This is a genomic window from Variovorax sp. PAMC26660 (genome assembly GCF_014302995.1).
Classification (GTDB): Bacteria; Pseudomonadota; Gammaproteobacteria; order Burkholderiales; family Burkholderiaceae_C; genus Variovorax.
In genome coordinates this window covers 2,683,697-2,703,130 of the sequence record NZ_CP060295.1, presented here as the reverse complement: position 1 = coordinate 2,703,130, position 19,434 = coordinate 2,683,697, and the positions used below count along the sequence as shown (strand labels likewise).

General features: G+C 67.8%; 17 protein-coding genes and 1 riboswitch. Of the genes, 6 read left to right on the top strand and 11 right to left on the bottom strand.

The features are described from left to right. Positions 1-254: 254 nt before the first annotated feature. The 3 genes from H7F35_RS13050 to H7F35_RS13040 are packed head-to-tail and all read left to right on the top strand — an operon-like array spanning position 255 to position 2,966. The gene (locus H7F35_RS13050; RefSeq protein WP_187113264.1) at positions 255-1,028 is read left to right on the top strand and encodes a ferredoxin--NADP reductase; all 774 of its coding nucleotides are present in this window, start codon (positions 255-257) and stop codon (positions 1,026-1,028) included. A gap of 22 nt (positions 1,029-1,050) precedes the next feature. Then, the gene (locus H7F35_RS13045; protein ID WP_187113263.1) at positions 1,051-1,821 is read left to right on the top strand and encodes a TetR family transcriptional regulator; all 771 of its coding nucleotides are present in this window, start codon (positions 1,051-1,053) and stop codon (positions 1,819-1,821) included. Continuing rightward, positions 1,767-2,966: an amidohydrolase family protein gene (locus tag H7F35_RS13040; protein WP_187113262.1), complete on the top strand. Its 1,200-nt coding sequence runs from the start codon at positions 1,767-1,769 to the stop codon at positions 2,964-2,966. Before H7F35_RS13045 ends, H7F35_RS13040 begins: the two co-directional genes overlap by 55 nt. Before the next feature lie 19 nt (positions 2,967-2,985). Here H7F35_RS13040 and H7F35_RS13035 read toward each other — a convergent pair whose 3' ends face one another. From H7F35_RS13035 to metH, 4 genes are all read right to left on the bottom strand, one after another. Further along, positions 2,986-3,378, bottom strand: coding sequence for a GtrA family protein (locus H7F35_RS13035; protein ID WP_187113261.1), 393 nt, complete (start codon positions 3,376-3,378; stop codon positions 2,986-2,988). Continuing rightward, the gene (locus H7F35_RS13030; protein ID WP_187113260.1) at positions 3,375-4,358 is read right to left on the bottom strand and encodes a glycosyltransferase; all 984 of its coding nucleotides are present in this window, start codon (positions 4,356-4,358) and stop codon (positions 3,375-3,377) included. The genes H7F35_RS13035 and H7F35_RS13030 overlap by 4 nt, the downstream gene beginning before the upstream one ends. Further along, complete coding sequence (locus H7F35_RS13025) at positions 4,355-6,181, bottom strand: ArnT family glycosyltransferase (RefSeq protein ID WP_187113259.1); 1,827 nt, start codon at positions 6,179-6,181, stop codon at positions 4,355-4,357. Before H7F35_RS13025 ends, H7F35_RS13030 begins: the two co-directional genes overlap by 4 nt. Before the next feature lie 63 nt (positions 6,182-6,244). Next, entirely contained in the window at positions 6,245-8,959 is a 2,715-nt protein-coding gene (gene metH / locus H7F35_RS13020) for a methionine synthase (protein WP_261803615.1), read from the bottom strand. 67 nt (positions 8,960-9,026) lie between these two features. After that, positions 9,027-9,102, bottom strand: a riboswitch (S-adenosyl-L-homocysteine riboswitch). A gap of 133 nt (positions 9,103-9,235) precedes the next feature. On the opposite strand from metH, the gene H7F35_RS13015 reads away from it, so the two are divergent. After that, a complete protein-coding gene (locus H7F35_RS13015) occupies positions 9,236-10,282 on the top strand; it encodes an esterase/lipase family protein (protein ID WP_187113257.1) in 1,047 nt (348 codons plus the stop codon). Between the two features lie 10 nt (positions 10,283-10,292). Continuing rightward, positions 10,293-11,219, top strand: coding sequence for a lipase secretion chaperone (locus tag H7F35_RS13010; RefSeq protein WP_187113256.1), 927 nt, complete (start codon positions 10,293-10,295; stop codon positions 11,217-11,219). A gap of 12 nt (positions 11,220-11,231) precedes the next feature. Here the strand turns inward: H7F35_RS13010 and H7F35_RS13005 are convergent, their stop codons facing one another. Then, entirely contained in the window at positions 11,232-11,669 is a 438-nt protein-coding gene (locus H7F35_RS13005) for a PACE efflux transporter (RefSeq protein ID WP_187113255.1), read from the bottom strand. Between the two features lie 99 nt (positions 11,670-11,768). On the opposite strand from H7F35_RS13005, the gene H7F35_RS13000 reads away from it, so the two are divergent. Beyond that, positions 11,769-12,689 carry a LysR family transcriptional regulator gene (locus tag H7F35_RS13000; protein ID WP_187113254.1) on the top strand — a complete coding sequence of 307 codons (921 nt, stop codon included), beginning with the start codon at positions 11,769-11,771 and terminating at the stop codon, positions 12,687-12,689. Positions 12,690-12,710: 21 nt separating this feature from the next. Here H7F35_RS13000 and H7F35_RS12995 read toward each other — a convergent pair whose 3' ends face one another. From H7F35_RS12995 to hutI, 6 genes are all read right to left on the bottom strand, one after another. Continuing rightward, positions 12,711-13,403, bottom strand: coding sequence for an SH3 domain-containing protein (locus tag H7F35_RS12995; protein ID WP_187113253.1), 693 nt, complete (start codon positions 13,401-13,403; stop codon positions 12,711-12,713). Between the two features lie 199 nt (positions 13,404-13,602). Further along, positions 13,603-14,658, bottom strand: coding sequence for a homocysteine S-methyltransferase family protein (locus tag H7F35_RS12990; RefSeq protein WP_187113252.1), 1,056 nt, complete (start codon positions 14,656-14,658; stop codon positions 13,603-13,605). 70 nt (positions 14,659-14,728) lie between these two features. Further along, positions 14,729-15,889, bottom strand: a complete 1,161-nt coding sequence (locus tag H7F35_RS12985) for a histidinol-phosphate transaminase (protein ID WP_187113251.1) — start codon at positions 15,887-15,889, stop codon at positions 14,729-14,731. Positions 15,890-15,962: 73 nt separating this feature from the next. Continuing rightward, positions 15,963-16,784 (bottom strand): N-formylglutamate deformylase, encoded by an 822-nt coding sequence (gene hutG, locus H7F35_RS12980; protein WP_187113250.1) that lies wholly within the window; start codon positions 16,782-16,784, stop codon positions 15,963-15,965. A 5-nt stretch (positions 16,785-16,789) separates the two neighbouring features. Beyond that, on the bottom strand, positions 16,790-18,172 hold the full coding sequence (locus H7F35_RS12975; RefSeq protein ID WP_187113249.1) for a formimidoylglutamate deiminase: 1,383 nt from the start codon (positions 18,170-18,172) through the stop codon (positions 16,790-16,792). Beyond that, positions 18,169-19,419: an imidazolonepropionase gene (gene hutI / locus H7F35_RS12970; RefSeq protein ID WP_187114259.1), complete on the bottom strand. Its 1,251-nt coding sequence runs from the start codon at positions 19,417-19,419 to the stop codon at positions 18,169-18,171. The genes H7F35_RS12975 and hutI overlap by 4 nt, the downstream gene beginning before the upstream one ends. Between the last annotated feature and the right edge of the window lie 15 nt (positions 19,420-19,434).

The window sequence follows — 19,434 nt, the reverse complement described above, 5'->3', positions numbered from 1 at the left end:
AGGGTTGCAACAAACGTGCCGTCTGCCCGCTTGTGCGGCGGCTGCCGTTTGTGTAGCATTCCCTACACTTTCATGTTGCGTTCACTACATTCGAGATCAATGTAGCAAACGGGCCCGATGCTTGCAATGGTGTTTTCTCTCGGGGTTTTTGCCGACCAACGACAATTGGCGGGCTGGAGCCGGTTGACGGCCGCCGCCCTGCTGGCGAGCATTCCGGCTCCGTATTTTTCTGTTTCCAACCAACTGAGTTCCGTATGAGTGCATTCAGCGAAGAACGCGTCCTGAGCGTCCACCACTGGACCGACCGCCTGTTCACCTTCACCACCACGCGCGACCCGGCGCTGCGCTTCTCGAACGGTCATTTCACGATGATCGGCCTGAAGGTCAACAACAAGCCCCTGCTGCGCGCGTACAGCATCGTGAGCCCGAACTACGAGGAGCATCTCGAGTTCCTGAGCATCAAGGTCGAAGAAGGCCCGCTCACCTCGAAGCTGCAGCACATCCAGGTGGGCGACACCGTGATCGTGGGCCGCAAGCCCACCGGCACGCTGCTGATCGACTACACGCTGCCGGCCAAGCGCCTGTACCTGTTCGGCACGGGCACCGGTCTTGCACCGTTCATGAGCATCATCCGCGACCCGGACACCTACGAGAAGTTCGAGCAGGTCATCCTGGTGCATGGCGTGCGCCAGGTCGACGAACTGGCCTACCACGACCTCGTGACCGACCACCTGCCCAAGCACGAGATCCTGGGCGAGATGATCGAAAAGCAGTTGCTCTACTACCCCACGGTCACGCGCGAAGAGTTCCGCAACCAGGGCCGCATCACCGACCTGATCGAGACCAACAAGCTCACCGACGACCTGGGCCTGCCCCCGCTGAACGTCGAGGAAGACCGCGTCATGCTGTGCGGCAGCCCTGGCCTGCTGGTGGACCTGAAGCACATCCTGGAGGCGCGTGGCTTCAAGGAAGGCAACACGAGCACGCCGGGCGACTTCGTCGTCGAGCGCGCCTTCGCAGAGAAGTAAGACAAGAGACGCTGCGCGCACGATGGCCGAAAGCCGCTCCACAGCCAAGCCCAAGCCTCAGCGCCGCACCGGTGTGCGCGAGGCCGCGGCGCAGGCCACTCGCGACAGCATCCTGAAGTCGGCGACCAAGGTGTTCGCCAAGTACGGCTACGACGGTGGCAGCGTGGAGAAGATCTCCAAGGCCGCCAAGTCGTACGACCGGATGATTTACTACTACTTCGGCAGCAAAGAGGGGCTGTTCATCGCGGTGCTCGAAGGCATCTACCAGCGCATGGACGATGCCGAAGCCGCCATTGCGCTCGACGCTTCGCGCCCGGTGGAAGCGCTCACCGAAGTCATCCGCTTCGTGCTGGGCTACTACCGCAAGAACCCCGAGTTCGTGACGCTTTTGAACACCGAGAACCTGCACAAGGGCCGGCATATTTCCAAGTCGCTGCGGGCGCGCGAGTATTCGTCGCGGGCGGTGGCGATCATTTCCGAGATCCTTGCCAGCGGCTCGGAGCAGGGCCTGTTCCGCAAGGACTTGGTGGCGCGCGACATCTATCTGCTGATCGCATCCACCGGCTACTTCTACACCTCCAACCGGCACACGCTGACCGCCTTCCTCGGCGAGCCGCTGGAGTCGCCCGAGGCGATCACGCACTGGGAAGACTTCGTGATCGAGACCGTGCTGCGCACCGTGCGCGCGGACGACATACAAGACAACAACACCCCACCCCACGACGAGGACACCACGAAATGGCAGAAATCGCAGCCGGCGCAAAGTCGGGCAAGGTCGTCATCAAGAACATAGGGCTGCTGCTCTCGGGCGACATCGACAAGCCCATCCTCGACGCAGACACCATCGTGGTGAACGACGGCCTGATCGTCGCGGTCGGCAAGGAGAAAGACTGCGACCTCGAAGGCGCGCAGACCGTCATCGACGCGCGCAAGACCTGCGTGGCGCCCGGCCTGATCGACAGCCACGTGCACCCGGTGTTCGGCGACTGGACGCCGCGCCAGGGCCAGATCGGCTGGATCGACTCGACCATGCACGGCGGCGTGACGACGATGATTTCGGCGGGCGAAGTGCACCTGCCGGGTCGCCCCAAGGACATCGTCGGACTGAAGGCGCTGGCCATCACCGCGCAGCGCGCCTTCGACAACTTCCGGCCCGGTGGCGTGAAGGTGCTGGCCGGCGCGCCGATCATCGAGAAGGGCATGGTCGAGAGCGACTTCAAGGAACTCGCCGAAGCCGGCGTGACCTTGCTCGGCGAAGTGGGCCTGGGCTCGGTGAAGGCCGGCTACGAGGCCAAGGAGATGGTGGCCTGGGCGCGCAAGTACGGCATCCAGAGCACGATCCACACGGGCGGCCCGTCGATCCCGGGCTCGGGCCTGATCGACAAGGACGTGGTGCTCGAAGCCGACGCCGACATCATCGGCCACATCAACGGCGGCCACACCTCGCTGCCCGAGGCGCATGTGTGCGAGCTGTGCGAGAAGTCGTCGCGCGCCATCGAGATCGTGCACAACGGCAACGAGAAGGTCGCCATTGCGGCGGCCAAGGCCGCGCTGGAACTCAAGTGCCCGCACCGCGTGATCCTGGGCACCGACGGGCCTGCCGGCTCGGGCGTGCAGCCGCTGGGCATCCTGCGCATGGTGGCGATGCTGTCGTCCATCGCGAACATCCCGGCCGAGCTGGTGTTCTGCTTCGCCACCGGCAACACCGCGAAGATCCGCAAGCTCAACTGCGGTCTGATCGAAGTGGGCCGCGATGCCGACTTCGTGTTCATGGACCGCGCGCAGCATTCGCCCGCACCGGGCCTGCTCGAAAGCGTGCAGCTCGGCGACATTCCGGGCGTGGGCATGGTGATGATCGACGGCCTCGTGCGCTGCGGCCGCAGCCGCAACACGCCGCCTGCGACCGAGATTCCGGTGGTGGTGTCGGGCGCGCACTGAGCGCGCGCCACGCCTTCGTCTACTTCGAGCGGAACACAAGGAAGCGCGCCGACAGGAAGTTGGCGCCCATCCCCGCAACGCTGCCTACCGCCACCCCCAGCGCGGCGGCCCAGCGGCCTTCCACCCAGTGCAGCGTCAGCACATAGGCGCCGTAGTTCAGCACGGCCCCCACGACCATGGTCGCCAGGTAGCTGAAGTACTCGCGCCAGATCGAGCCCTCCGCCGAGACGCGCGCGGCAAAGGTGTAGCGGCGATTGAAGGCCCAGGTCGTGCTCGCGGCCGCCAGGAACGAGATCACCCGCGCCACGTACCAGCCGAGCATCGGCGCCAGCAGGTACAGCAGCACCACATCGACCACGAGGCCGATCACGCCGACCACGGCGAACGAGAGGAACTCTCGCCCGATCTTCATTGCGCGGTGCGGTCGCGCACGCCCGGAATGGACAAGTAGCATAAGCGTTTGGCCTCTTGCCGGCCGAGCGTGACGGTGTGCATCACGATGCCGCATACGAAGGACAGCATCGCGGCCAGCATCGAGCCGGTGGACAGCACCGCCGTGGGGAGCCGGGGCACCAGCCCGGTGTGCATGTAGGTCATGAGCAGCGGCACGGCCAGCGCGACCGATGCCAGCACGAGCACCGCCGCGATGATCGAGAAGAACTGCAGCGGCCGCTCGCTCACGAAGAGCTTGCAGATGGCCTTGAGGATGCGCCAGCCGTCGCGGTAGGTCGAGAGCTTGCTGTGCGAACCCTCGGGCCGCGTGCTGTAGGCGGTGCTTTCCTCGGCGTAGGGCATGCGCAGTTCGAGCGCATGCACCGTGAGTTCGGTCTCGATCTCGAAGCCCCGCGACAGCGCCGGGAACGACTTCGCATAGCGCCGCGAGAACACGCGGTAGCCCGAGAGCATGTCGGTCAGGCCGCCGCCGAAGAGCTGCACCACCGCGCCGGTGAGCAGGCGGTTGCCGAAGCGATGGCCCTTGCGGTAGGTCAGCGCGTCCTGGCCGTCGTCGACCCGGTTGCCGACCACCATGTCGAGGTTGCCTTCGACCAGCCGGTCGATCAGGCGGCGTGCGGCGCCGGTGTCGTAGGTGGCGTCGCCGTCGACCATGACGTACACGTCGGCTTCGACGTCGGCGAACATGCGCCGCACCACGTTGCCCTTGCCGGGCGAGGCCACGTGCGTGACGATGGCGCCCGCCGCGCGCGCGACGGCGGCCGTGTCATCGCTCGAGTTGTTGTCGAAGACGTGGATCTCGGCTTCGGGCAATGCCGCGCGAAAGCCCTCGATCACCTGCGCAATGGCCAGCGCTTCGTTGAAGCACGGAATGACCGCGGCAATGCGCAGTGCGGCACCGCTGCGGCTTCGGCTCACGGAAGGTTCGGCGTCGGTCATGGTGCTGCGCTCGGAAGGATGCTGTAGGCCCGGCTGCCGTCTTTGTCGAGCAGCAGGTGGAAGTGGGTGTCGAAGCCGGGTCGCGTGGTGAAGATCGGCACCATTTCCGGCGACATGACGATGGCGGCGAAGCCCTGCTGGGCCAGCTTGCGCGCCATGTCGGCGGGCGGCAGCAAAAGAAAATCGGCATAACGCCAGGGGCCGAGCGTGTCGCCCCAGACCGGATTCGGGCCGTAGTAGATCGCCTCGCTCAGCGCGATCTGGTAGACGCGGCCGGTGGCGTTGCGGCGCATGTAGTCCATGACGGCATAGCCCGGCACGTTCTTGCGCAGGAAGGCTTCGCGCGCTTCGGGCTCGGGCGAGATCATCGACACCTTGAGAGCAGTCTGACGCACCGACACGGCGGCCAGCACGGCCAGCAGCAACACGGCCACCCAGTCGCCAACACGCGCGCCGGAACGCGCGGTGTTGCGGCTCAGGGCGCCGGTCGACGCGGTGTTGGCGTCGGTGGTTGGCGTGCGCTTCGCGCCGAACACGCGGCGCACACCCGCTGCGATCCATCCGAACAGCACCTGCCAGCCCACCGCTGCCGTCATCGCGAGCAGCGGGAACGAGGCCATGAGGTAGCGCGGATAACGCGAGGTCACAGCCCAGACAACCACCGAGTAAAGGCAGAACCAGCCCGCCGCGCGCACCGCGCCGGAGCGCTTCCAGAACACGCTGAAAGGCGCCAGCACCACGAACCAGATCAGCGGGTTCGGCATGGCCGCATGGGCGCGCACGTCGTCGACCTGCCGCACGTAGTCGTCGGGCACCCACTCGGTGAAGCCGAACACCCGGGCACCGATGGGAATGAAGGGGTCGCCCGTCATGATGGCGTTGCGCGCATACCAGTACACGCACGGAATCACGAAGCACAGCAGCGCGAGCGCCCAGACCTTGGGCCTGCGCTCGTGCCGGACGACGAACAGCGCGACCAGCGGCAGGAAGACCAGTGCCTGGTACTTCGAGCCGGCCGCCAGCCCCAGGAAGAACGCAGCCAGCGCCAGCCATCGCACGCCGCTGTGCACGGGCTCGGATTCGCGCCACCACCACAGCGACACGCAGGCCGTCAGCACAAAGAGCGCCACGCCCATGTCGATCAGCGCGTTCGAGTAGTCGCCGAGCCCCAGCCAGATCGCGGCGCCGACGAGGCCGGTGAGCCGGCTGGCATGCAGCGTGCCCAGACGCAGGACCATCACCACCGACAGCGCACCCGCCAGAGCGTTCAGGAAGTGCGGCAACACGTCGTCGCCCACCTGCAGCGCGGCGGCGTAGAGCAGGTTGAAGTTGTACGGGAACCAGGGATAGCGCAGCCACGCGTGGATGCCCAGCGAGCCGTTCTGCGCGACCTCGCGCGCATAGGGCAGGTGGTACATCAGCTCGTCGAAGGCAGCGGGCGGTGCGAGCGGCGCGACGAGCGCGGGCAAGGCGACGAGTGCCAGTGCGACCATCGCGACGCGGTCGAACCATGTCCACGGTGCGACGACGGTGCCAGCGCGCAGCACGCGCCGCTCGCGCAGCCATGCGGGCAGTTGCAGCGCGGCGGCCACGACGCCGACCGCGACCAGCGCGAGCGTAGCCTCGACCTTGAAGACACCGAAGATGGCCAGCGCCTGGAATGCGCAGATGAAAAGGCCGACACCCAGGGCCACCGCCACGGCGGCTTCGAGCCACGCGTCGCGGCGCGGCGGTGGCGCCAGGCGGGCGAGCACGGTGCGACCGGCACCCCAGCAGCTGACAACGAAAACCACCAGTGCCGCGTAGTGCGCGGCTGCAAACATCAGCTTCTGAATAACAACTCCCGGTGCCGGTCGGCCGAGCCGGCCGGCAGGTTCAAAGGACGCTCAAAGATTGGGCGCCAGCAGACGCTCGAGATCGGACTCGCTCTCCTTGCGCCGCACGGCCTGGTCCTGCAACTGGTCGTGCCCGATCTTGCCGACGTTGAAGTAGGTCGAATCGGGGTGGCTCAGGTAGAAACCGCTCACGCTGGCGGCGGGCATCATAGCGAGGCTTTCCGTCAGGGTCATGCCAATGTCCGCGCAAGCCAGAAGGTCGAACATCGGACCCTTCACGCTGTGGTCGGGGCAAGCTGGGTAGCCGGGCGCGGGGCGGATACCCCGGTATTTCTCGCCGATCATGTCCTCGTTGCTCAGGCCTTCTTCGGGCGCGTAGCCCCAGAAGTCCGTGCGCGCGCGATGGTGCAGTGCCTCGGCGAAGGCCTCGGCCAGTCGGTCGGCCAGGGCCTTGAGCATGATGGCGGAGTAGTCGTCGAGGTCGTCGATGAAGTACTTCTCTTTCTTCTCGACGCCCAGGCCGGCGGTGACCGCGAACACGCCCACGTAGTCCTTCAGGCCGCTGTCCTTCGGTGCGACGAAGTCGGACAGGCAGCGGCTGGGACGCATCACGCCGTCGATCACCTGCTTCTCGGTCTGCTGGCGCATGCCATACCAGGTGAGCGCGACTTCGCTGCGCGTCTCGTCGGTGTACAGCTCGATGTCGTCGTCGTTCACCGTGTTGGCGGGCCAGAAGCCGACGATGCCGCTGGCGCTGAGCCAGCGACCTTCGATCAGCCGCTTGAGCATGCGCTGGCCGTCGGCGTACACGCGTACGGCCTCGGTGCCGACGATCTCGTCCTTCAGGATGGCGGGGAACGGGCCGGCCAGGTCCCAGGTCTGGAAGAACGGGCCCCAGTCGATGTACTTGGCCAGCTCGGTGAGGTCGAAGTTCTTGAACACGCGGCGGCCGATGAACTTGGGCACCGGCGGCGTGTAGTTCGCCCAGTCGATCGGCGTCTTGTTGGCGCGCACCTTGGCCAGCGGCCACATCGGCACCTGCTTCTTGTTGGCGTGCTGGTGGCGCACCTTCTCGTAGTCGGCGTTGATCTCGTCGATGTACGCGGTGGCCTGATCGCTCAGCAGCGACTGCGCCACGCTCACGCTGCGCGAGGCATCGGGCACGTAGACCACGGGGCCTTCGTAGTGCGGCGCGATCTTCACGGCGGTGTGCACGCGGCTGGTGGTGGCGCCGCCGATCATCAGCGGGATCTTCTTGATGCGGAAATGGTCGTCGCGCTGCATCTCGCCGGCCACGTACTGCATCTCTTCGAGGCTCGGCGTGATCAGGCCCGACAGGCCCACGATGTCCGCGCCCTCGACCTTGGCACGCGCCAGGATTTCGTGGCACGGGACCATCACGCCCATGTTCACCACCTCGAAGTTGTTGCACTGAAGCACGACGGTGACGATGTTCTTGCCGATGTCGTGCACGTCGCCCTTGACGGTGGCGATGATGATCTTGCCCTTGGTGCGCACGTCGCGGCCGGCGGCCTCGTCGCGCAGCTTTTCTTCCTCGATGTAGGGCAGCAGATGGGCCACGGCGGACTTCATCACGCGCGCCGACTTCACCACCTGCGGCAGGAACATCTTGCCGGCGCCGAACAGGTCGCCCACGATGTTCATGCCGTCCATGAGCGGGCCTTCGATCACGTGCAGCGGGCGGCCGCCCTTGGCCAGGATCTGCTGGTAGGCCTCTTCGGTGTCTTCGACGATGAAGTCGGTGATGCCGTGCACCATGGCGTGCGACAGCCGCTGGTTGACGTGCACCGGGGTCTCGGGCGTGCCGCGCCATTCGAGGCGCTTGCTTTCGTCCTTGGCGCCGCTCTTGGCGGTTTCGGCCACTTCGACCAGGCGTTCGCCGGCGTCGGGGCGGCGGTTGAGCACCACGTCTTCCACGCGCTCGCGCAGCGTGGGCTCCAGGTCGTCGTACACGCCGACCATGCCGGCGTTGACGATGCCCATGTCCATGCCCGCCTGGATCGCGTGGTACAGGAACACGGTGTGGATGGCTTCGCGCATCGGGTCGTTGCCGCGGAAGCTGAAGCTCACGTTCGACACGCCGCCCGACACCTTGGCGCCCGGCAGGTTCTGCTTGATCCAGCGCACGGCGTTGATGAAGTCGACCGCGTAGTTGTCGTGCTCCTCGATGCCCGTGGCAATGGCGAAGATGTTCGGGTCGAAGATGATGTCTTCCGGCGGGAAGCCCACCTCGTCGACCAGGATGCGGTAGGCCCGCTCGCAGATCTCGACCTTGCGCGCATAGGTGTCGGCCTGGCCCTTCTCGTCGAAGGCCATGACCACGGCGGCGGCGCCGTAGCGGCGCACCAGCTTGGCCTCGTGCTTGAACTTGTCGACGCCCTCCTTCATGGAGATGGAGTTGACGATGCCCTTGCCCTGGATGCAGCGCAGCCCGGCCTCGATCACCTCCCACTTGGAGCTGTCGACCATCACCGGCACGCGCGCGATGTCGGGCTCGCTGGCAATGAGGTTCAGGAAGCGGACCATGGCGACCTTGCTGTCGAGCATGGCCTCGTCCATGTTGATGTCGATGACCTGGGCGCCGTTCTCGACCTGCTGGCGCGCAACGGCCAGGGCCTCTTCGAACTGGCCGTTCAGGATCATCCGCGCGAAGGCCTTGGAGCCGGTGACATTGGTGCGCTCGCCGATGTTGACGAACAGCGTGCCCGCGCCGATGGCGACCGGTTCGAGACCGGACAGCTTCATGGGAGGGGGAACAAAAACGGAAGAGGGAGCGGGAATCTGGGACATGGCCTCACCTGCGGAAAAGTCAAACAGGCGAGCGTCGTTGTCGCCCCAAGCCTGACGGTTTGCCTCTGTGGCAAGCCGCTGCAACGCTCCTTGGGAAGTCGCGCATTTTAGGTCGATTCGACCAGCCCCGGGGAAAACCCCAGTTTCCATTTCGGCGTCGATCCACAGAATGCGGCCACCGTTTCCGAACGAACGTTCGTGTTTTTCAACCAACGTAAGGGAGAGCGCCGAATGGCCAAGAAGTGGAATGTCCGGCTGCAGCATGCAGCCCATCCGATGCGCGCCGTGGCGCTTTGCTGCGGCCTCATGGTCGCTGCGGCCCTGGCGCACAACGCCCACGCCGCAGCCAGCGGCACCTCGACGCTGGTGCAGGCCCGCGCGACATCCGACGAGGCGAAGACCAAGTACCCGATCGTGCTGGTCCACGGCCTGCTGGGCTTCGACAACCTGCTCGGTGTCGACTACTTCTACGGCATTCCCGGCAAGCTGGCCGGCGCAGGCGCCAAGGTCTACGTGGCCCAGGTGTCGGGCACCAACACCTCCGAAATCCGCGGCGAACAGTTGCTGCAGGAGCTCAAGACCATCCGCGTGCTGGAGAAGAACCCCACGCTCAAGTTCAACCTGATCGGCCATTCGCAGGGCGCCCCCACGGTGCGCTACGTCGCGGCGGTGGCGCCGGACATGATCGCCTCGGTCACCTCGGTGGGCGGTGCGAACGGCGGCTCGAAGGTGGCGGACCTGCTGGCCACGCTGCCCGATGGAAGCATCGCGCAAGGCCTGGCCGTGACCGCCATCGGACTGCTGACGAACGTGATCGGCTTCCTGTCGGGCAAGGACCCGAGCCAGCTGCCCGAAGTGCCGCTGAACGCCCTCGCCTCGCTGACCACCGCAGGCGGCGCGGCCTTCGACAAGAAATTCCCGCAGGGGCGGCCCGTTGCGGGCTCCTCGTGCGACGTCAAGAGCGGCGCGGCCTTGGTCAACGGCGTGCGCTACTACTCGTGGTCAGGCGTCTCGACCAGCTTGAGCCTGTTCGACCCGAGCGATGCGGCCCTGTCGGCGCTGGGCACCCTCTTCTTCTTCGGCGAAGCCAACGACGGCCTGCTCGCGACCTGCACCACCCGCCTTGGCACGCATCTGGGCGACTACCGCCAGAACCACCTGGACGAGGTCAACCAGGTGCTGGGCAACACCTACGGCAGCCAGTTCCCGTACTACGAGAAGAAGCCGCCTGATCTCTTCAAGGACCAGGCCGCGCGGTTGAAGAGCGCGGGCCTCTGAGGGCGCGGGCATGCGCAAGCAGTGGGGCTTCTGGGCGGCCGGCGGGGCGCTGCTGATCGCCGTGGGCGGCGGCTGGTTCGCCGCCGGTCCCGAAGCGATCGACGCGCCGCCAGCGCCCGGCCGCGACGCAGTGGCCGCCGCCATCACGCCAAGTCCCGAGGCTCGCTCGGCAGAGGCACCCGCAGCCCCCGACGCGTTGCTGACCAGCGACCTGATCTCCGTCTTCGACAAGGTGCTCACCGAAGCACAGGCCGACAGCAAGGCCACCCTGATGGCCAGGGCGCCCGCCCTGCTCGCCAAATACCTGCGCGAGGACTGGCGCGTGCGCGCGCTGGGCCTGCTCGAGCGCTATATCGACCTGCAGGAAGCCTTGCAGGCGATGCAGCCGCCCACGCCCGGCAACCCCGCCAACCTGCGCCGAAGCCTGCAGGCGCGCGAAGCGCTGCGCCGGCAGTACTTCGCGCCCGAGGAAATCGAAGGCCTGTTCGGCGAGCAGATCCGGCAGGACAGCTTCATGGTGGAAAAAATGGAGCTGCTCGCCAACGCCGCCCTGACGCCCGAGCAGCGGGCCGCGGCGCTCGCGCAAAGCGAGCAGGCCTGGCTGTCGCCTGAACAGCGCGAGGTGCGCAAGGAATCGGTGGCGCACGTCGACGTGATGCGCCAGACCGAAGCGCTGGACGCACGCGGCGCCAGCCCCCAGGAGCGCTTTGCCGCACGCAGCGAGGCCTACGGCTATGAAGTGGCACGCGGCCTCGCAACGCTCGACCAGGAAACCCAGGAGTGGAACGCCCGGCTCGACCGCTACGCCAGCGCGTCCGAGACCGAGCAGGCCCAGTTGCGCGAGACGCTCTTCAACGACACCGAGCGCCTTCGCCTGAGCGGGGCTCTGGCAATGCGCTCGGCTGCCGCGTCCAAGCCGGCGCGGCAGGGTGGATAAGTAAGCGCAGGCTTACGCGGGCTGCGCTTCGCCCATGGCCGAAGCCGGCAGACCGAACACGCGGTCAAAGGCCCAATTGAAGATGAAGGTGTAGACCAGGAAGAACACCACCAGGCCCAGGTCCATCACCAGCGCCTGCCAGAGCGAGACGCCCAGGCCCCACGCGAACATCGGCACCAGGAAAGCAATCAGCCCGCCTTCAAAGCCGATGGCATGGGCGATCCGGCGGCGCACGCTGCGCCCGCGCACGGCCTGGCGTGATTCCCAGCGCTCGAACATGGCGTTGAAGGCCAGGTTCCAGATCACCGCGATGACCGATGCACCCACCGCCAGCATGCCGGAATGGCCGAGGCCGGCGTCCGTCATCAGTGCGAGGCCGGCACTGGCTGCCACGATGGCGATCCCTTCGTAAAGGGAGATGTAAACGATCCGACGCTGAATGCCCTGCATGACTTTTCTCTGAGTTTGTGACTGCGATGGATGGACTTTATTTGCTATTTGCTGATATAAAAAGTTAACTTATTTCAGTTTTATTGATAGATCGGCGCCATGGCCTTCTCCAGCGACAACGTCGAAGTCTTCCTGGCCGTGATCGACCACGGCTCTTTTTCAGCCGCCGCGCGGGCCCTGCGCAGGGTACCGTCGGCCGTCAGCATGGCCATTGCCAACCTCGAGGCGGAACTCGATCTGCGGCTGTTCGACCGCAGCGGCCGCGAGCCCCAGCCGACCGCTGCCGCCCGCTCGCTCGAACCACAGGCGCGGCTGTTGGCCGCCCAGCTCAAGCAGTTGCAGGTGCAGGCGCTGGCGCTCACACAGGGGCTGGAAGACCGGCTCACGCTGGCCATCGCGCCCGAACTGCTTGCCGCCCCCTGGAGCGGTCCGCTGGCCGAACTGGCGCAGGAATACCCGCTGCTGCAGGTGGAGGTGCTGGCAGCGCCGCAGGCCGATGCGCTGGACCTGCTGCACAGCGGACGCGCACAACTGGCGCTGGTGTTCGAGCGCCCCAGCCTCGACGGCCGCGAGGGCTTTCAGGAGGTCGGCAGCGACACCATGGTCGCCGTGATGGCGCCCGACCACCCGGTGCTGCTCGCGGCCCACGGCGAGCGCCTGCGCGAAGAGCACCTGACGAACACCCGGCAGATCGTCGTCGCCGGGCGCGACCTCGCCACCAGCGACCCACGCTTTGTGTTCGCGCGCCATGTCTGGCGCACCGACAACGCACTGGCCGCGCTGAGCCTGATCACCGCCGGACTCGGCTGGGGCTGGCTGCCACGCAACTTCGCGCGGCCGCATGTGGCGGCGGGCGCGCTGGTCGAGATTCCGTTCGAGAACCTGAGCAACGGGCTCGACCTGTGGGTCGACGTCGTGTGGTCGAGGGAGCGGCCGCTGGGACTGGGCGCCCAGCGCTTCGTGGCGCTGATCGCACGCGACCGTCAGGCGAGCATCGGCGTCAAGCCCAAGGCCGAATAGCCGAACTGCCCTGCGGCCTGTTCAGGGCCGATGCCCGCCCGGCCCACCGCCACCGTGCGGATGCCCGCCCCCGCCGCCGGGCCGACCGCCTCCCGGGTGCGGATGCGGCATGCCGGGCGGCGGCCCGGGTCGAAAGCCCGGCTGCGGCCGGGGCGGCCTGAAGCCGGGGTCCACAGGCGGACGCGGGCCCGGCCCCGGACGAAAGCCCGGCCCCGGTGGACGGAACCCAGGGCCCGGCTGCCACGGGCGTGGCTGCCACCCCGGCCGCACGGGCGGCGGTGGCCGCCAGCCCGCCATTGGCGGCGGCGGTCGGTTGCCCCACCAGCGCCTGTCGCCGTACCAGGGCCGGTCACGGTAGTAGTTCGCCCAATAGTTGCCGATCACGAAGCTGACGATGGGCACGCCGATCACCGCGCCATAGGCGGCCAGCGGCACGCGCTGCTCCTGGTAGGCGTAGTCGAGGCTCTTCGCCCAGACCCAGCCGCGCCCGCCATCGGGCAGCACCACGTCGCACCAGCCGTAGCCGCTGGTGCAGCCGACGACATCGAGCGACTGCCCCGGCGCGAGCCGCGCCACCAACGGGTAATCGCCAGACGGGCCAGCCCTCAGATTGACCGTGCCGCGCGTGAAGGCTTGTTGCGCCGAGGCCGCGAGCGGCAGGACCAGGGCAAGCGCGCCGATGCCGATCCAGCGCGGGACGAGTGTGGGGTTCATGGCTGACTCCTGTGCAGGCCAGCGTAGGCCGCAGGCCAAGAGCATGTCAATCAGCCGCCAACCCAACTGCGCAGCTTTACGGGCGGCCATCCCCTTCGTGAAGCACCGAGGAACCGGCTTCGCCGGGCCCCGGGTGTTGCCCCCGGCAGGGGGAAGGCGCGCGCAACACGAAGTGCGCGCAGCCTGGGGGCGAGCTCAGCTACGCGGCTTCGCGGTAGAAGCCGGCGTTGTTGCTGCCCAATGCCCGGCCCGCAACCGGCGCCACCGCACGGCCGATGGCCGCGATGTGGTCGGGCGTGGTGCCACAGCAGCCGCCCACGATGTTCACCAGCCCCTCGGCCGCGAACTCGTGCAGCAGGCGCGAGGTGACGTCGGGCGTCTCGTCGAAGCCGGTGTCGCTCATCGGGTTGGGCAGGCCGGCGTTCGGGTAGCAACTGATGAAGGTGTCGCCGGCCACGCGCGCCAGTTCCTGGATGTACGGGCGCATCAGCGCCGCGCCCAGCGCGCAGTTCAGGCCGATGGCCAGCGGCTGTGCATGGCGCACGCTATGCCAGAAGGCGGTGACGGTCTGGCCGCTCAGGATGCGGCCCGAAGCGTCGGTCACGGTGCCGCTGATGATCAGCGGCAGGCGCTGGCCGCTGTTGTCGAAATACTCGTCGACCGCGAACAACGCGGCCTTGGCATTGAGCGTGTCGAAGATGGTTTCGACCAGGATCACGTCGGCGCCGCCTTCGACCAGCGCTTCAGTCTGATCGTAGTAAGCCGCGCGCAGCGATTCGAAATCGACATTGCGCGCGCCCGGATCGTTCACGTCGGGGCTGATGCTCGCGGTCTTGGGCGTCGGGCCGAGGGCGCCGGCCACGAAGCGGGGCTTGTCGGGCGTGCTGAACTTGTCGCAGGCTGCGCGCGCGAGCTTGGCGGACTGCACGTTCATCTCGCGCGCCAGGTGCGCCATCTTGTAGTCCTCCTGCGCGATGGTGGTCGCGCCGAAGGTGTTGGTCTCGATCAGGTCGGCGCCGGCCGCGAGGTAGGCCTCGTGGATGTCGGAGATCACGTCGGGCCGCGTGAGCGACAGCAGCTCGTTGTTGCCCTTCACGTCGCGCTCGAAGTCCTTGAAGCGCTCGCCGCGGTACTGCTCTTCGGTGAGCTTGAAGCGCTGGATCATCGTGCCCATGGCGCCGTCGAGGATGGCGATGCGCTGCGCGAGGATGCCGGGCAGCGCCTGGCCGCGGGTGTAGATGAGTGGCTTGGTCATGTCCGCGATTGTAAAAACCCCGGCCTGGCCCGGCCCGCAGGCGGGTCTTGACGCGGCCCCGGCCGCAGCGTCAGTCCGGTGCGCCGGCGATCTCGGCCAGCGCCCGCACGAAACGCGCGTTCTCCTCTTCGGTGCCCACCGACACCCGGATGAAGGTCTCGAAGCCCGGCTCCTTCCAGGGCTTGACGATGATCCCGCGCGCCAGCAGCGCCTCGTTGACCGGCCCGTTCGGCCGCGCGAGATCGACAAACAGGAAGTTGGCCGCCGAAGGCGCCACGCGCAGGCCCGGCAGAACGGACCCGGCCAGGGCGCGAAGCTGCGCCGCCAGCACCTCGCGCTGCTGCACGGTGCGCGCCACCGCCTGCGCCATGAAAGCCTCGTCGCCCCAGGCTGCGAGGGCCGCGGCCTGCGCGGCCAGGTTCACGTTGAAGGGCGTGCGCACGCGATCGAGCAATTGCACCAGCGCCTCGTCGGACGCGATGCCGTAGCCCACGCGCAGGCCGGCCAGGCCCCAGGCCTTGGAGAAAGTGCGCAGCACGATCCACGGGGAGCGGCCTTCGTCGGCAACCTGCCGCGCGCGCAGCATGGCGAGCACGTCGGGGTAGCCGGGCGCCAGCCGCGCATATTCGTAGTAGGCCTCGTCCACCACTAGCAAGGTGCCCGCGGGCACCGCCGCGAGCAGGCGCGCGAAGTCGCCGGCATCGAACATGCAGCCGACCGGGTTCGAGGGGTTGGCCAGCATCACCACCTTGGGCGCGCGCGCGAGCGCCGCACACCAGGCGTCGAGATCGAAGCCGAGTTCCGGCGTGAGCGCCAGCAGCTCGACCTGCGCGCCCATCATCCGCGGGTAGATCTCGTGCAGGCCGAAGGCCGGGCGCTGCGTCAGCACCCGGTCGCCCGGCGACAGCAGCGCCTGGCACAGCATCTGGAGGATGTCCTCGGAGCCGTTGCCGATCACCACCTCGCCGGGCTGGGCACAGGTGCGTTCGGCAATGGCGGCACGCAGCGCCGTGCAGTTGGCATCGGGATAGGTGCCCACGCGTGCCGCCAGGTCGACCAGCGCGCGCGCCACCGCGGGGCTGGGACCGTACGGGTTCTCGTTGCTCGCGAGCCGCGCGATCTCTGTGACGCCGTAGCGCGCGCGCACGGCGTCCGAGGACAGGCCCGCGTTGTAGGCCGGCAGCGGCGTCACTTCGGGGCGCGCGAGCGCGTGGATGGTGCTTGTGTTCACGGGTCGAATACCTTGTTGGGATTGCGCAGATGAAGCGGGTCAGGGCGCGGCAAATGCGCCGGTGGTGCTCACCTCACCGGTTGCGGCCTTCGACGAAATCGAGCACCGCCTCCAGCATGCGACGCACGTGCGGCTGCACGCCGGCCGCCACGGCCGGCAGGTAGTCGAAGGGCAGCGCCTCCTGCATGTAGCTCGACTGCGTCATCTCCAACTGCACCGCATGCACGCCGCCGGCCGGGTTGCCGTACTGGCGCGTGATGTGGCCACCCTTGAAGCGGCCGTTGAGCACGCCGGTGTAGCCCGTGGCCGATTCCGCGATGCCCAGCAGCGTGGCGGCCAGCGCCGGGTCGCAGCTCGCGCCGTTGGCGGTGCCCAGGTTCAGGTCGGGCAGCTTGCCCTCGAAGAAGCGCGGCAGCACCGAGCGGATCGAGTGCGCGTCCCACAGCGCGATGGTGCCGTGCGCGGCCTTCAGGCGGTCGAGCTCGGCCTGCAGTTGCTGGTGATAGGGCTGCCAGATGGCGTCGCGGCGCGCGGCGATTTCGTCGTCGCCGGGCACATCGGCGGCGTTCGCGTAGACCGGCGTGTCGTCGAAGGTGTCGACCGGGCACAGGCCGGTGACGCTCTGGCCCGGGTAGAGGCTGGCGCCGTCCGGCGGACGGTTCAGGTCCACCACATAGCGCGAATGCGTGGCCACCAGCACCGAGGCGCCGAGCGCATCGGCAAAGCCGTAGAGCTGTTCGAGGTGCCAGTCGGTATCGGGTACATGGCGCGCTTCGTCGGTGAAGCGGGCGGCCAGCGCGGGCGGCACATGGGTGCCGACGTGCGGCATCGAGATCAGCAGCGGGCGCGTGCCCTGGCGAAAGCGGAATGCCGGCTCGGCGGTGGTGAAGGCCATGGAAATCAGTCCTTGAGAAGTTGGGTGCGCGCGGCCACGAAGGCGGCCGCGGCTTCGTCGTGCAGCGTGTGGCGCCCGGCCACGACGCGCGCGCGGCCTGCGGACCAGACGCTGTCGATGGCGGAGGTGCGGTGGCTCGCGAAGACGTGGGCCGAGAGCATATCGGGCGCCGACAACCCCTGCAGCGCGAGGTGCGCGGCATCGAGCACGACGAAATCAGCCTGCTGACCCACGGCCAGCCCGCCGACGGCGCGGCCCGAGGCCTGCGCGCCGCCCTGCACCGCTTCGAGCGTGAACGCGGTCGCTACATGCGGCTGCGCCGCGCTCGCGCCGACGTTGCGCTGTCTCCGGGCCAGGCGCTGGCTGTATTCGAGCATCAGCAGTTCTTCGGCCGCGTTGACGCTGGCGTGGCTGTCGGAACCCACGCCCCACGCGCCGCCATGGCTGCGCCATTGAGGAAAGTCGAAGATGCCGTCGCCCAGATTGGCCTCGGTCGTCGGGCACAGGCCCGCGACGGCACCGCTCTTGGCCGCGTACTCGTACTCGGCGGCGTTCATGTGCGTGGCGTGAACGAGGCACCAGCGCGCATCGACCGGGGCGTGATCGAGCAGCCATTCGACGGGGCGCAGCCCGCTCCACTCGACACAGTCGTCCACTTCCTTGGTCTGCTCTGCGATGTGGATGTGGATCGGCGCCGTGCGGTCGATGGCTTCGAGCCCCGCGATCGCATCGCGCAGCGCTTCGGGCGGTACGGCGCGCAGCGAGTGCGGCGCCATGCCAAGCCGCGCCCCCTGTTCGTCGCACACCGGCTTCAATGCGTCGAGCAGGCGCAGCATCGAGTCGGTCGAGCGGATGAAGCGGCGCTGCCCTTCCGTGGGCGGCACGTCGCCGAAGCCGCCGGTCTGGTAGAGCACCGGCAGCAGCGTGAAGCCGATGCCGACCTTGCGCGCGGCACGCAGCAGCGCAAGGCTCAAGGTCGCATCGTCGGCATAGGGACGGCCATCCGCGTCGTGGTGCACGTACTGGAACTCGCACACGCTGGTGTAGCCGGCTTCGAGCATCTCGGCATAGAGCCAGGTCGCGATGGCTTCCATGTGCTGCGGGCCGAGGCGCGCGGCAAAGCGGTACATCAGCGTGCGCCAGCTCCAGAAGCTGTCGTGCTGCTCGGCGCGGTGCTCGGTCAGGCCTGCGAAGGCGCGCTGGAAGGCGTGCGAATGCAGGTTGGGCATGCCGGGGATCACCGGGCCGGTCGCCACCTGCGCGCCAGCGGGCGGCTGCGTGGCGGACTGCACCTGCGTGAGCTGGCCGGCGTCGTTCCACGACAGCAGGACGTTCTTCGTCCACCCTGCGGGGAGCAGCGCATCGGCCGCGAAAAGTGTGCGCGTCATGCGGCGTTCTCCAGGGCGATACAACCTTGCCGCACGACGGTGCGCACGGGCTTCTGACCGAACCAGTAGGCCAGCTCGGCCGCCTCGCGCACGTTCCACAGCACGAAGTTCGCAGGCATGCCGGGCGCGATGGCGCCATGCGTGTCCTGCAGGCCCAGCGCGCGCGCCGCATGCACGGTGACACCGGCCAGCGCCTCGGGCACCGTCAGGCGAAACAGCGTGCAGGCCATGTTGACCATCAGCAGCAGGCTCAGCGCCGGCGAGGTGCCGGGGTTGTGATCCGTCGACACCGCCATCGGCACACCCGCGGCGCGCAGCGCGTCGATGGGCGGCAGGTACGTGTCGCGCAGCGTGTAGTAGGCGCCGGGCAGCAGCACGGCCACCGTGCCCGACTGGCGCATCGCCTCGATGCCCGCGGCCGACAGGTGCTCGATGTGGTCGCACGACAGCGCGCCGTAGCGCGCGGCCAGCGCGGCGCCGCCCATGTCCGACAACTGCTCGGCATGCAGCTTGACCGGCAGGCCCAGCGCTTTCGCGGCCTGGAAGACCTGCTCTGTTTCGGCGAGCGAGAAGGCGATGCGTTCGCAGAACACATCGACCGCATCGACCAGCCCTTCGGCGGCGAGTGCGGGCAGCATCTCGCGGCACACGAGGTCGATGTAGTCCTGGCTGCGGCCGGCGTATTCGGGTGGCAGCGCATGCGCGCCGAGGAAGGTGGTGCGCACGGTCACGCCGTAGGCTTGGCCCAGGCGACGCGCCACGCACAACTGCTTGCGCTCGTGTTCGAGCGACAGGCCGTAGCCCGACTTGATCTCGATGGCGCAGACGCCATCGGCCAGCAGTTGTTCGAGCCGCGTTGCCGCCTGCGCGAAGAGCGTGTCTTCGTCGGCTTCGCGCGTGGCACGCACCGACGAGACGATGCCGCCACCGGCCTTCGCGACTTCTTCATACGTGGCGCCCGCGAGCCGCATCGCGAATTCGTTGGCGCGCTGGCCGCCGTAGACCAGATGGGTATGGCAATCGACCAGCCCCGGCGTGACGAGTGCACCGCCGCCATCGCGCGGCGCGAGGCCCGCGAATTCGGCGGGCAGTGCATCGCGTGCGCCGACCCAGCGGATCGCGCCTTGCGCGACCACGATGGCTGCTTCGGCATCTACCGCCAATGCCACGCCGGGCGCCGCACCGGGCGCGAGGCGCAGGCCGGTCCAGAGGCCATCGGCCGAGGGAATTTCGCTTGCGGGTTTCATCATCTGTTTTTCTTC

Excerpts from the sequence above, each read along its gene's own strand:
- H7F35_RS13050 (WP_187113264.1), top strand. The coding sequence starts at position 255 with ATGAGTGCATTCAGCGAAGAACGCGTCCTGAGCGTCCACCACTGGACC.
- H7F35_RS13045 (WP_187113263.1), top strand. The coding sequence starts at position 1,051 with ATGGCCGAAAGCCGCTCCACAGCCAAGCCCAAGCCTCAGCGCCGCACC.
- H7F35_RS13040 (WP_187113262.1), top strand. The coding sequence starts at position 1,767 with ATGGCAGAAATCGCAGCCGGCGCAAAGTCGGGCAAGGTCGTCATCAAG.
- H7F35_RS13035 (WP_187113261.1), bottom strand. The coding sequence starts at position 3,378 with ATGAAGATCGGGCGAGAGTTCCTCTCGTTCGCCGTGGTCGGCGTGATC.
- H7F35_RS13030 (WP_187113260.1), bottom strand. The coding sequence starts at position 4,358 with ATGACCGACGCCGAACCTTCCGTGAGCCGAAGCCGCAGCGGTGCCGCA.
- H7F35_RS13025 (WP_187113259.1), bottom strand. The coding sequence starts at position 6,181 with ATGTTTGCAGCCGCGCACTACGCGGCACTGGTGGTTTTCGTTGTCAGC.
- metH (WP_261803615.1), bottom strand. The coding sequence starts at position 8,959 with ATGAAGCTGTCCGGTCTCGAACCGGTCGCCATCGGCGCGGGCACGCTG.
- H7F35_RS13015 (WP_187113257.1), top strand. The coding sequence starts at position 9,236 with ATGGCCAAGAAGTGGAATGTCCGGCTGCAGCATGCAGCCCATCCGATG.
- H7F35_RS13010 (WP_187113256.1), top strand. The coding sequence starts at position 10,293 with ATGCGCAAGCAGTGGGGCTTCTGGGCGGCCGGCGGGGCGCTGCTGATC.
- H7F35_RS13005 (WP_187113255.1), bottom strand. The coding sequence starts at position 11,669 with ATGCAGGGCATTCAGCGTCGGATCGTTTACATCTCCCTTTACGAAGGG.
- H7F35_RS13000 (WP_187113254.1), top strand. The coding sequence starts at position 11,769 with ATGGCCTTCTCCAGCGACAACGTCGAAGTCTTCCTGGCCGTGATCGAC.
- H7F35_RS12995 (WP_187113253.1), bottom strand. The coding sequence starts at position 13,403 with ATGAACCCCACACTCGTCCCGCGCTGGATCGGCATCGGCGCGCTTGCC.
- H7F35_RS12990 (WP_187113252.1), bottom strand. The coding sequence starts at position 14,658 with ATGACCAAGCCACTCATCTACACCCGCGGCCAGGCGCTGCCCGGCATC.
- hutG (WP_187113250.1), bottom strand. The coding sequence starts at position 16,784 with ATGGCCTTCACCACCGCCGAGCCGGCATTCCGCTTTCGCCAGGGCACG.
- H7F35_RS12975 (WP_187113249.1), bottom strand. The coding sequence starts at position 18,172 with ATGACGCGCACACTTTTCGCGGCCGATGCGCTGCTCCCCGCAGGGTGG.
- hutI (WP_187114259.1), bottom strand. The coding sequence starts at position 19,419 with ATGAAACCCGCAAGCGAAATTCCCTCGGCCGATGGCCTCTGGACCGGC.